General features: G+C 73.2%; 11 protein-coding genes. All 11 read right to left on the reverse strand.

Features of this window, described 5'->3' with window-relative positions:
• Complete coding sequence (locus OO014_RS01480) at positions 1-1506, reverse strand: RsmB/NOP family class I SAM-dependent RNA methyltransferase (protein ID WP_272460455.1); 1506 nt, start codon at positions 1504-1506, stop codon at positions 1-3.
• Positions 1499-2446, reverse strand: coding sequence for a methionyl-tRNA formyltransferase (gene fmt, locus OO014_RS01485; RefSeq protein WP_272460456.1), 948 nt, complete (start codon positions 2444-2446; stop codon positions 1499-1501). Before fmt ends, OO014_RS01480 begins: the two co-directional genes overlap by 8 nt.
• Position 2447: 1 nt before the next feature.
• Entirely contained in the window at positions 2448-2993 is a 546-nt protein-coding gene (gene def, locus OO014_RS01490; RefSeq protein WP_272460457.1) for a peptide deformylase, read from the reverse strand.
• A gap of 81 nt (positions 2994-3074) precedes the next feature.
• The gene (locus tag OO014_RS01495; protein ID WP_272460458.1) at positions 3075-4331 is read right to left on the reverse strand and encodes a saccharopine dehydrogenase family protein; all 1257 of its coding nucleotides are present in this window, start codon (positions 4329-4331) and stop codon (positions 3075-3077) included.
• Positions 4332-4401: 70 nt separating this feature from the next.
• A complete protein-coding gene (locus tag OO014_RS01500; RefSeq protein ID WP_272460459.1) occupies positions 4402-6510 on the reverse strand; it encodes a primosomal protein N' in 2109 nt (702 codons plus the stop codon).
• Positions 6511-6526: 16 nt separating this feature from the next.
• Positions 6527-7747 carry a methionine adenosyltransferase gene (metK, locus tag OO014_RS01505; RefSeq protein WP_272460460.1) on the reverse strand — a complete coding sequence of 407 codons (1221 nt, stop codon included), beginning with the start codon at positions 7745-7747 and terminating at the stop codon, positions 6527-6529.
• A gap of 49 nt (positions 7748-7796) precedes the next feature.
• Positions 7797-9089 (reverse strand): bifunctional phosphopantothenoylcysteine decarboxylase/phosphopantothenate synthase, encoded by a 1293-nt coding sequence (locus OO014_RS01510; RefSeq protein ID WP_272460461.1) that lies wholly within the window; start codon positions 9087-9089, stop codon positions 7797-7799.
• A 13-nt stretch (positions 9090-9102) separates the two neighbouring features.
• The gene (gene rpoZ / locus OO014_RS01515) at positions 9103-9366 is read right to left on the reverse strand and encodes a DNA-directed RNA polymerase subunit omega (protein ID WP_272460462.1); all 264 of its coding nucleotides are present in this window, start codon (positions 9364-9366) and stop codon (positions 9103-9105) included.
• A gap of 94 nt (positions 9367-9460) precedes the next feature.
• Complete coding sequence (gmk, locus tag OO014_RS01520; protein ID WP_272460463.1) at positions 9461-10057, reverse strand: guanylate kinase; 597 nt, start codon at positions 10055-10057, stop codon at positions 9461-9463.
• Entirely contained in the window at positions 10054-10371 is a 318-nt protein-coding gene (gene mihF / locus OO014_RS01525) for an integration host factor, actinobacterial type (RefSeq protein ID WP_272460464.1), read from the reverse strand. Before mihF ends, gmk begins: the two co-directional genes overlap by 4 nt.
• Before the next feature lie 178 nt (positions 10372-10549).
• Complete coding sequence (gene pyrF / locus OO014_RS01530) at positions 10550-11401, reverse strand: orotidine-5'-phosphate decarboxylase (RefSeq protein ID WP_272460465.1); 852 nt, start codon at positions 11399-11401, stop codon at positions 10550-10552.
• Between the last annotated feature and the right edge of the window lie 45 nt (positions 11402-11446).

The following is an 11446-nucleotide window of genomic DNA, read 5'->3' on the forward strand; positions in this document are numbered from 1 at the left end:
TCAGCGCTTGCGCAGCAGTGCGAGGAACATCGCGTCGGTGCCGTGGACGTGCGGCCAGAGCTGGACGTAGGGACCGTCGCCGAGGTCCGGCAGGGGCGCTCCCGCAGCGTCGCGGAAGAGCGGTCGCGCATCTTCCAGCTCGACGTCGTCGCGCTTCTTGATCACGTCCTGGACGACGAACTTCGTCTCGTTGAGATGCGGACTGCACGTCGCGTAGCCGATCACGCCGCCCGACCGGGTCGCCTCGATCCCCGATGCGAGCAGCTCGCGCTGGAGGGTCGCCAGGGTGGCCACGTCGCCGGGGCTGCGTCGCCACCGCGCCTCCGGCCGGCGGCGCAGCGCCCCGAGGCCGGTGCAGGGGGCATCGATGAGAACACGGGTGTATGCCGCTGGGCTCAGTTCCCCGATCTCCCGCCCGTCTCCGTGGCGGACCTCGATCGTCGTGCCGGCCTCGCGGGCCGCCGCGGACGCGGCCGCGAGAGTCTGTTGGACGAGTTGTGCCCGGTGCTCGTTCACCTCATTGGCCACGAACGGGATCCTGCGCTGCACGGCTATCGAGGCGAGGAGTCCCGCCTTCCCACCGGGCCCGGCGCAGAGATCGAGCCAGCGTTCGCCCGTCAGGGCTGACTCGCCCATCTCGGCCGTGGCGATGGCCAGCGCGAGCAGCTGGGAGCCCTCGTCCTGCACCGCGGCCCGGCCCTCGCGCACCGCTGGGATCGCTCCGGGGTCCCCCTCGGGCAGGACGGCGCCCACCGGACTCGTGGTCGACGCCTCGGCGCCGGCCTCGACGAGCTCCGCGACGGAGGCCAGACCGGGTCGGGCGGCCAGCGCCACCTTGGCGGCGGCGTTGTCCGAGGCCAGCAGGGCAGCCAGCTCCGCCTCCGCGGTGTCGACCACCGCGCGACCGTGTCCGATGAGGGCGGCCCGAAGTGCCTTGACCACCCAGAGCGGGTGCGACGTCCGGATGGCGAGGGCCTCGGTGGGATCGGCGACGTCGGCCGTGACGACCTCCAACCACTCGTCCAGGGATCGTTCGCTGATCCGGCGCATCACGGCGTTGACGAAGCCGGCGGCTCCTGCCCCGTTGACCTGCCGCGCCAGCGCCACGGTCTCGTCCACGGCGGCGTGCGTCGGGACACGCATGCTGAGGACCTGGTGGGCCCCGAGCCGGATCGTGTCGAGGACCCGCGGGTCGATCCGGTCGACCGGCCGGTCGGCCGCCCGGGCGGCGAGCGTGTCGTAGAGGCCGGAGAGGCGGGTCGCGCCATAGACGAGCTCGGTCGCGAAACCGGCGTCGCGGCCGTGGATCCGCTTCTCCCGCAGCAGCTTGGGCAGGGCGAGGTTGGCGTAGGCGCCTTGGGCGACCTCGCGCATCACCGTGTAGGCGGTCAGGCGGGCCGGGTCGGTGCGCCGGGCTCGCTCAGAGGGTCGCTGGGCCGACCGGTGCTGGGCCGACCGGTCCCGGGCGGGCGGCCGCTGCCGTCCGCGACGTCGCTCGTCACTCATCGCCGACCCGCTCTCCTGATTCGACGCGGACGCCCCGTGCCCAGTCGGCCGCGGGCATGGGCTTCTTGCCGCGACCCTGGACCACTCCGAGACGCACTGGGGACGTCGCGGTCCCGACCAGGACGGCCTGCTTCGTCACGAGGAGCTCGCCCGGCGCCAGGCCCGCCGCACCCGCAGGGTCACCCTGCTCCGACACGACCAGGGGCGAGACCTTGAGCCGATCCCCGCGGAACGTCGTCCACGCACCCGGCGCCGGGGTGCAGCCGCGCACGAGCCGGTCGATCGCCAGGGCCGGTCGCGCCCAGTGGATGCGGGCGTCCTCGGTCTCGATCTTGGGTGCGAGCGACACACCATCGGCCGGCTGGGGCTGGGCGACGAGGTCACCCGACTCGATCCCGTCCAGCGTGGCGACGAGCAGGCCGGCGCCGGCCGTGGCCAGCCGCTCGAGCAGCTCTCCCGCCGTGTCGGTCGGGCGGATCCGCTCCGTCATCACGCCGTAGACGGGGCCGGTGTCCAGTCCGCGCTCGAGTCGGAAGGTCGACGCTCCCGTCATCTCGTCCCCGGCCATGATGGCGTGCTGGACCGGTGCCGCTCCGCGCCAGGCCGGCAGCAGCGAGAAGTGGAGGTTGACCCAGCCCTGAGCAGGGATGTCGAGCGCCGCCTGGGGGATGAGGTTGCCGTAGGCGACCACGGGGCAGGCGTCCGGGGCGAGCTGCCGCAGCGCATCGAGGAAGTTGGGGTCCTTCGCCGAGGTCGGGGTCAGGACCGGCAGGCCCAGCTCCTCGGCCCGGGCGCGGACCGGCGACGCCTCGAGCCGGCGGCCTCGCCCGGCGGGCGCGTCGGGCCGCGTGATGACGGCGACCAGCTCGTGGCGCGAGGCGGCGACGGCATCGAGGCTCGGCAGGGCCACGTGCGGGGTTCCCGCGAAGACGACCCGCACGTCACATCCCCAGACCGAAGGTCGAGTGGGGGCTGACCTTCACCGTGGGCGGCGGCTCACCGAACCACTCCGCCTCGCGGATCGCGCGCATGGCCGCCTTCCTGGCCGCCGGGTCGAGGCGGTCGACGAAGAGGATGCCGTCGAGGTGGTCCGTCTCGTGCTGCACGGCGCGGGCCAGCAGCTCCGACCCCTCGAGGACGACCGGCTCGCCGTGCTGGTCCTGGCCCTTCGCCACGACGGACAGGGCCCGGCGGGTGTCCACCGTGACCCCCGGGATGCTGAGGCACCCCTCCGGCCCTTCCTGCTCCTCGTCCGAGAGGTCCAGGACGGGGTTGATCAGATGGCCGACGATGCCGTCGACCCAGTACGTGAAGACCCGCAGGCCGACCCCGATCTGCGGGGCCGCGAGGCCGGCTCCCGGAGCGTCGAGCATGGTGTCCTCGAGGTCCTTGACGAGCGTCCGCAGCTCCTTGTCGAAGTCGACGACCTCCGCGGCGGGGGTGCGCAGCACGGGGTCTCCGAAGAGGCGGATGTCCTTGATCGCCACAGGCTTGGGTCCTCGGGGTCGATGACGGGTCGGCGGCACCCCGGGTGCCCGGGCGCGGTCCAAGTGTAGGTGCGTCCGCCCTCAGGTCAGACGCTCGACCTCGAGCGTGAAGCCCTGATCCCGCAGCCGCTTCACGAGCACGTCACCCAGCGCGGTCGCCGGAGTGAGGACCCCGGCCCGGTCGGGAAGGCGGTCGCCGTCCTGCAGGAGGGACAGGACGCTCTCACCGAGCATCACCGCCGTCCCGCTGTAGCCCGGGTCGAAGGGAGCGGCCACGGTGGCGACGTACTTCGCCCCCGTCGTGGTCGTGGACCGGATCTCCATCCGGAACCGGCCCGCCGCCATCTGGGCCTCACTCGGCCCCTCCCCCGGCTTGGGCAGCACCCGGTCGAGGACGGCGCGCGTCGGACCCCACGAGAGTCCCGCGAGACCACCCGCGAGGCCGATGGCCATGCCCCCGGCCAGCAGAGGCGACAACGGTCCGGAGCCGAAGTCGACGACCTCCCGGTAGCGGAGGTCCCGACCGTAGGACCACTGGGTCAGCGTGTTGGACAGGCGCACGATCCTCGTGTTGAAACCGGCCATGACGAACGGGCCGTTCCAGCGTCCCGTCTGGGGGTCCCGGTCCACCGGCACCAGCTTGCGGAGCAGACCGGGCAGGCCCGTCGATCGCCGTGGACCGCCCTTCGGCTCGTCCTGACGTCGCGGGCTCAGCGCATGCGGGTCGCTGAGGACACGGCGGGCAGCGGGGTCCTGCGCGGCGACGATCGCCTGGTTGCGCGCCGAGTGGACCGTGCCACCGCTGAACCCGCCCTTGGCGGACTTGACCGCGAGCACGGTGTCGCCGAGAGTCCCTGCACCGTCCGCTGCGGCTCGGCGCGCGAGGAGGAGCACCCCCAGGTCGGAGGGCACGGAGTCGTAGCCGCAGGCGTGGACGATGCGGGCACCGGACGCCTCGGCCACGGGGCCCACCTCGTGCACGGACCAGCGGACGAAGAGGACCTCGCCGGTCAGGTCGGCATAGTGCGTGCCCGTCTCGGCGCACGCCCGGACTACGTCCTTGCCATGCACCGCGTACGGTCCGACCGTCGTCGCCAGCACCTTGGTGCGTCCAGCGAGGACCCGAAGCCCGCCTGAGTCGTGCGCATGGACCTCGATGACCTCCCACTCCTCGGCCGAGGTGCCGAGCTCGGCCCGCAGCCGCTCGAGGCGCTCCCGCGACCGCCCGGCCAGCGCCACGCGCAACCCGTCGGTGCGTCCGGCCAGGTAGCGGGCGGTCAGGGTGCCGACGAATCCCGTCGCGCCGTAGAGGACGATGTCGAGGTCGCGTTTCGCCATGGCGGCCACTCTGTCATGGCGCAGGGCCCGGGCGGACGCGTGGCCGCGCCTCCACGCGTCCTGCCGGGGACTACCACTGGTCGAGCGGGTCGACGCGCACCGTCACGGCAGCCGTCTCCTTGCGGGCGGAGCGGAAGGCTCTGAGCGCGATGAGGGCACGCGTCAGCTCGTCGGTCGCGTCGAGCGGTGCCCGGACCAGCGCATGCCAGCTCGGGGGCGACTCGCCAGCATCCCCGGCGCCCGCGCCGGATCTCGAGGGCCGCCACGAGTCGAGCGGCATCGGACCGAGCACCTGCGCACGCGGCGGCACGTCGAGCTGCGAGAGCGCGCCCTCGACCGCCTCGCGGCTGCCGACCACCTGCGCCATGCGCACGGCCGGGGGCAGCCCGAGCTCCCGACGCTCCGCCAGCTCGCGGGCCGCGAGCCAGCCCGGGTCCCACCGCACCAGTGCCTCGATGGCCGGCAGGGTCACCCCGTGGGGCACGCCCGCCAGGACGACGGTCCGCCCGGGACGCACCAGCGCTGCGGCGGCTGCCCAGCGACGCAGCGACTCGAGCGGCGCGTCGAGAACCGGCAGGTCGAGACTCGCCCAGGCGTCGAGGAGGAGGACTGCCGCATAGCCGCCCTCGGCGACGGGCTCGGCGCCTGGAGTGGCGATGACGAGTGCCGGCTCCGAGCCCACCCCGGAGAGCACCTGGCCGGCCCGCGAGGTGTGCACGGGGTGTCCGGGCAGGGACCGACCGATCTCCTCGGCCGTCCGCCCTGCTCCGGTCACGACCGCACGGAGCCGCCGCGAGCCGCAGGACCGGCACTCGAACCCGCCCGCTCCGAGCCCCGAGCCGCACCAACGGCACCGCGGCGGGCTGCCGGACGCGCCAACAGCGACCGGGCCCTGGCACCGGAGGCACCGGACCGGCGTGCGGCACTCTCCGCAGCTCAGTGCAGGCAGGTAGCCGCGGCGGGGCACCTGGAGCAGGACGGGTCCGTCTCGGAGCGCGTCCTTGGCCACCCGCCACGCGCGCGAGGGCAGGTGGGCTCGGGCCGCAGGGCCGTCGCGCTCCTCGTCGGCGCCCTCCCCGGCAATGACCACGCGCGGCGCAGTGGCGCGGACGACGTCTGCCTCGGCTGTCACCGGCACGACCCGCCCGGCCTCGACCTCGGCCTGGACGCGCAACCCACGGACGAACCCGCCCGTGAGCAGCGCGGCCCCGCACTGCTCGGCCCGCAGCGAGAGCACGACGCCGACGTGGTGGTAGGGCGCCCGGGGCTCCGCCAACAGGTCGTCGCCGTCGTCCCACCAGGCGACCAGCCCCAGGTCGCGCACTGGCGCGAAGGCAGCCGCTCGAGTGCCGATCGCCACCTTGACGTGGCCTCGCAGCACCTTCAGCCACGCCGTGTAGCGCGCCTGCGGGCCCTGGTCGGCCGTCAACCGGACATGACGTCCTCGGCCGAGCACCCGCGTGAGGGCTGCATCCAGGCGATCGACGTCCCGGTGGTCGGGCAGGACCACCACCGCCCCGCGCCCACCGCCGAGCGCGGCGGCCACGGCGAGCGCGTAGGCCTCCGGCCAGTCGGCCTCGGCCGGTTGGCTCGGCAGTGCGGTCCACGCCGCCGCCGGCGCCTGTCCTTCGGCCACCCGCCGGAGCCAGGCCGGCCCGGCCGGGTAGGCGCTCCACGGCCCGACCACGGAGCCGGGGGCGGGGGCTCCCGGGTCGACCGGCGTCGGGCCGCCTCCGGCCTCGGATGCCGCGTCGGCCGCGGGCTGCAGCGGCAGGTTGCGCTCAGCGGTCGCGTGGCGCTTGGGGACGGCGAGGCGCAGGACGTCGCTCAGGGTCCCCGCGTAGCGGTCCGCGACCGCGCGGCACAGCGCCAGCAGCTCCGGCGTGAGCACCGGCTCCGGGCTGACCACCTTGCGCAGCGGCGAGAGCCGTCCCTCGTGGTCGGCCTCGGCCCGGCGCTCCACGACGAACCCCTCGAGGTCACGGCCGGCGAACCGGACGCGCACCCGCGCCCCCGGCACGGCGTCCGCGGACAGCTCCTCCGGGACGGCGTACTCGAAGACGCGGTCGAGGTGTGCCAGTGGCGTCTCGACGACGACGCCCGCGACCGGTCGCCCGGAGAGCGATCCCTCGGGCGACAACCCGACCCCGTCCGTCACCTCCGCCACACCATCGCCCACGAGGGCGAATCTAGTGTCAGCGGGAGACAGCGGCGCGGAGTGCCTCGACGCGGTCGGTGCGCTCCCACGTGAACGCGTGCTCCACGCCGTCGGCCTTGGTCCGGCCGAAGTGGCCGTAGGCCGCCGTCGGCGCGTAGATCGGGCGGAGCAGGTCCAGCGCGTCGACGATGGCTGCGGGACGCAGGTCGAAGACGTCTCCGATGGCGTCCTGGATCCGGTCCACCGGAACCGTCTCGGTGCCGAACGTCTCGATGTAGAGGCCGACCGGCTGCGCCTTGCCGATCGCGTAGGCCACCTGGACCTCACAGCGGCGAGCCAGCCCGGCGGCCACGATGTTCTTGGCCACCCAGCGCATCGCGTAGGCCCCGGAGCGGTCGACCTTGCTCGGGTCCTTGCCGGAGAAGGCGCCCCCGCCGTGCCGCGCCATCCCGCCGTAGGTATCGACGATGATCTTGCGTCCGGTGAGCCCGGCATCGCCCATCGGGCCACCGATCTCGAAGCGACCGGTCGGGTTGATCAGGGCGCGGTAGGACGAGACGTCGAGGTCGCTGCCGCCTGAGCGCAGCTCGTCGAGAACCGGGGTGATGACGTGGTCCATGATGTCCGGCTCGAGCATCCCCTCGAGCGAGACGTCCGGGGCGTGCTGGGTGGAGAGCACGACGGTGTCGAGCCGCACGGCACGGTCACCGTCGTAGGCGATCGTCACCTGGGTCTTGCCGTCGGGGCGCAGGTAGGCCAGCTCGTTGCTCTTGCGGACCTGCGTCAGCCGCTCCGCGAGCCGGTGCGCGAGGAAGATCGGCAGCGGCATGAGCTCGGGCGTGTCGTCGCAGGCGTAGCCGAACATCAGGCCCTGGTCGCCGGCGCCCTGCTTGTCCATCGGGTCGACGCCGCCGTGCCGCGTCTCGTGGGCGGTGTCGACGCCCTGGGCGATGTCGGGCGACTGGGCGCCGATCGAGACGGAGACGCCACAGGTGCGTCCGTCGAAGCCCTTCTGGGAGCCGTCGTAGCCGACGGCGAGGATGGTCTCGCGGACGATCTTCGGGATCTCGACGTAGCCCGTCGTGGAGACCTCACCGGCGACGTGGACGAGCCCGGTCGTGACCATCGTCTCGACGGCCACCCGCGCCTGCGCGTCCTCGGCAAGCAGCGCGTCGAGGATCGAGTCACTGATCTGGTCGCAGATCTTGTCCGGGTGTCCCTCGGTGACGGACTCGGACGTGAAGAGGCGTGCGGACACGGAGGCTCCTGGCTGCTGGGTGGGCGGTGACGGCGAGTGTAGTCGCCGCTCAGAGGAGGGGTTCGGCGGCGTCCAGCACGGCGTCGGCGACCACGTCCTTGGACGCCGGGCCGACTGTGCGGACCTCGTCGCTGCCCCGACTGAGGATGTGGACGGTGTTGTCGTCGCGGCCGAACGTCTTGTCGAAGCCGACCTCGTTGGTGACCTGGAGGTCGCTGCCCTTGCGGGCGAACTTCGCACGGGCATGGTCCAGAACGGAGCCCGTCGCGTCGCCGGTCTCCGCAGCGAAGCTGACGATGACCGGGCGCGACGCGCCTCGACTCGCCCGGTCGGCCACGAGGCCCTTGACGATGTCGGGGTTCTCGACGAGCTCGAGGCGCAGGCCGGAGCCGTCCTCGCCCTTCTTGATCTTGCTCGCCTGCATCGTGGCGGGCCGGAAGTCCGCCGGCGCCGCCGCCATGACGACGAGATCCGCGTCGCTCGCGGCCTTGGTCATCGCCTCCTGCAGCTCCAGCGTCGTGCCGACCGGCACGACCCGGACGCCGTCGGGGGCGGGCAGGGCGACGTTGGCCGCCACGAGCGTGACGTCGGCGCCACGCGCGGCAGCGGCCCGCGCGATGGCGACGCCCTGCTTGCCCGACGAGCGGTTGCCGAGGAAGCGCACCGGGTCCAGGGGCTCACGGGTGCCGCCCGCCGAGACGACGACCTTCCGCCCCGACCACGGCCCGTATGCCGCTGAGCCGGCCCGGGCGCTCACGTGACCCGGGGCGCCCTCCCCCACCGGGGCGTCCTCGAGGGCGGGAGGAGCGTCCGGCGCGGCCTCGAGGAGAGCGAGCACAGCGGCATACAGCTCCTCCGGCTCCGGGAGTCGTCCCGCGCCGGTGTCCTTGCCGGTGAGCCGGCCCTCGGCGGGATCGATGACGTGCACGCCGCGTCCGCGCAGTGTGGCGACGTTGGCCTGGGTGGCGGCGTGGTGCCACATCTCCGTGTGCATCGCCGGGGCGAGCACCACGGGGCAGCGCGCCGTCAGCAGGGTGTTGGTGAGCAGGTCGTCCGCGAGTCCGTGGGCAGCCTTGGCGAGCACGTCGGCGGTCGCCGGCGCGACGACGACGACGTCGGCCTGCTGGCCGATCCGCACGTGCGGCACCTCGTGGACGTCCGTCCACACCTCAGTGCTGACCGGCTTGCCCGAGAGGGCGGCCCACGTGGGCGCCCCGACGAAGTTGAGGGCCGCCGCGGTGGGAACCACCGTGACGTCGTGCCCGCTCTCCGTGAAGAGGCGCAGGAGCGAGCAGGCCTTGTAGGCGGCGATGCCGCCGCTCACGCCGAGGACGACGCGCATCGGTCGTGACGCCTCAGGCCTCGGTGGGCTCAGAGCTGAGGAGACCCTCGTTGATCTCGCGCAGGGCGACGGACAGCGGCTTCTCGTGGACCTCGGTCTCGACGAGGGGGCCCACGTAGTCGAGGAGCCCCTCCTGGAGCTGGGAGTAGTACGCGTTGATCTGGCGGGCGCGCTTGGCGGCGTAGATGACGAGCGCGTACTTCGAGTCGGCGGCGGTCAGGAGGTCGTCGATCGGCGGGTTGGTGATGCCGATGGGAGCAGCCTGGGTACCGGACACAGTGATCTCGTTTCGTTGGGGTCGTTCGGTGCAGTCGGGGTCGTGCAGGAGTCTCGCGCCGCGGCGCCGACGCGGCGCACGACACCAGCGGGACTCACCGTCCGGGGCGTCCCGATCTCATCAATGATACGAGTTCTTCGCTGGCCCGCCGAACATCGTCGTTGACGACGACGCGGTCGAACTCCGCCTGGGCGGCCAGTTCCGCCCGTGCGGTGTCGAGACGGCGGTCCCGCTCCGCGGCGTCCTCGGTCCCCCGACCCACCAGACGGCGGACCAGCTCGTCCCAGCTGGGCGGGGCGAGGAAGACGAACAACGCGTCCGGCCACGTCACGCGAACCTGTCGGGCGCCCTGGAGGTCGATCTCGAGGAGGGCGTCGCGACCCTCCCGAATGGCGCGCTCGACGGGCCCCCGCGGGGTGCCGTACTTGGCGACACCGTGGACGACCGCGTGCTCGAGGAACTCACCGGCCGCGACGAGCCGGTCGAACTCCTGGTCGTCGACGAAGTGGTAGTGCACACCATCCACCTCACCGGGCCGCGGTTTGCGGGTGGTCATCGACACCGAGAACCACACGCCGGGGAAGTGCGTGCGCACGTAGGCAGCGATGGTGCCCTTGCCCACGGCCGTCGGTCCGGCGAGGACGGTCAGGCGCCCCGGTTCGCGGGGCTCCGTCGCGGAGGCAGGCGTCACGGTCGCTCGAACCGACGCAGCAGGGCCGCGATCTGGTTGGCGCCGAGGCCCCGCACCCGTCGGGACTCGGCGATGCCGACCTCCGCCATGATCGCCTTGGCCCGGACGCGGCCGACGCCGGGGAGCGACTCGAGCAGCTCGGTGACCTTCATCTTGCCGATGACGGGATCGACCTTGCCGTCCTCGATGACCTCTGCGAGCGAGGCGCTGGAGTACTTGAGGCGGTTCTTGACGGCAGCTCGCTCCCGGCGTGCGGCAGCAGCCTTCTCGAGGGCTGCGGCGCGCTCTTCAGGGGTGAGCGGTGGAAGGGCCACGGTATGAAGTCTCCTCGCTGGACACGTCGCGGGACGTGTCGATGGGCTTGGGCGGCCAGGGCCGAAGGTGATGACAGTGATGCCACGGGCGACAGGGGTCAGCGCCGAACCTAGCGATCCGGGGGCCGCCGGTGCAACGCGGGGACGACGCTCGGCGCGGCCGTCCCCGCGTGGAACGTCAGCCGGCCCACTCCGAGAGGACCTCCGCCGAACGGGCCACGGCATCGACGAGCCGGTGCGGCTCGGGACCTGCCGAGAGGATGTCACGGCTCGATGAGGCGAGGACTTGGCGGCGGGCCGACCCAAAGGTCTGCTCCAGGGCCGCGATGTCGCCGCCCTGGGCCCCGAAACCGGGCGCCAGGATCGGGGCCGCCGAGGCGGCCAGGTCGATCCCCAGCTCGGCCGCGGCCCTGCCGACCGTCGCGCCGACGACGAGACCGACGTGGCCGAGCTCTCCCCGGGAGGCGGCTTCGGCGTTGTCCACGGCCGCGCCGCCGACGATGGCCCCGGCCACCGACTCCTTCCCGAGGCGAGCGTGCTGGACGCTCTGCCCCTCGGCGTTCGACGTGAGGGCGAGGACGAAGACGCCTCGGCCGGTCCCCCGTGCGAGGTCGATGGCAGGACGCAGGGCCTCGTAGCCCAGGAAGGGGCTCACGGTGAGCGCGTCGGCCGGCGCTGGCGCCTCCGACCCGAGGTAGGCCTGCGCGTAGGCGCTCATGGTCGAGCCGATGTCGCCGCGCTTGGCGTCGAGGATCGTCAGTGTCCCCGCCTCGCGCAGCTCGCCGAGAACCCGCTCCAGGACGGCCACGCCGCGGCTGCCGAAGACCTCGAAGAAGGCGGACTGGGGCTTCACCACGGCGACCCGGCCGGCAAAGGCCTCGACGCAGGTGAGGGCGAACCGCTCCAGCCCCGCCAGGTCGTAGGTGAGCCCCCACGACTCGACGAGGGACTGGTGCGGGTCGATCCCCGCACAGAGCGGTCCGTGGAGCCGCATGGCGGCGGTGAGCCTCGTGCCGAAGGTTTCTGTCATGCGTTCCTCTCCCGGCGCAGTGCGCCACGGTCAGGGCTGGGTGGA

The sequence above is a fragment of the Intrasporangium calvum genome, assembly GCF_028446585.1.
Classification (GTDB): domain Bacteria; phylum Actinomycetota; class Actinomycetes; order Actinomycetales; family Dermatophilaceae; genus Intrasporangium; species Intrasporangium calvum_A.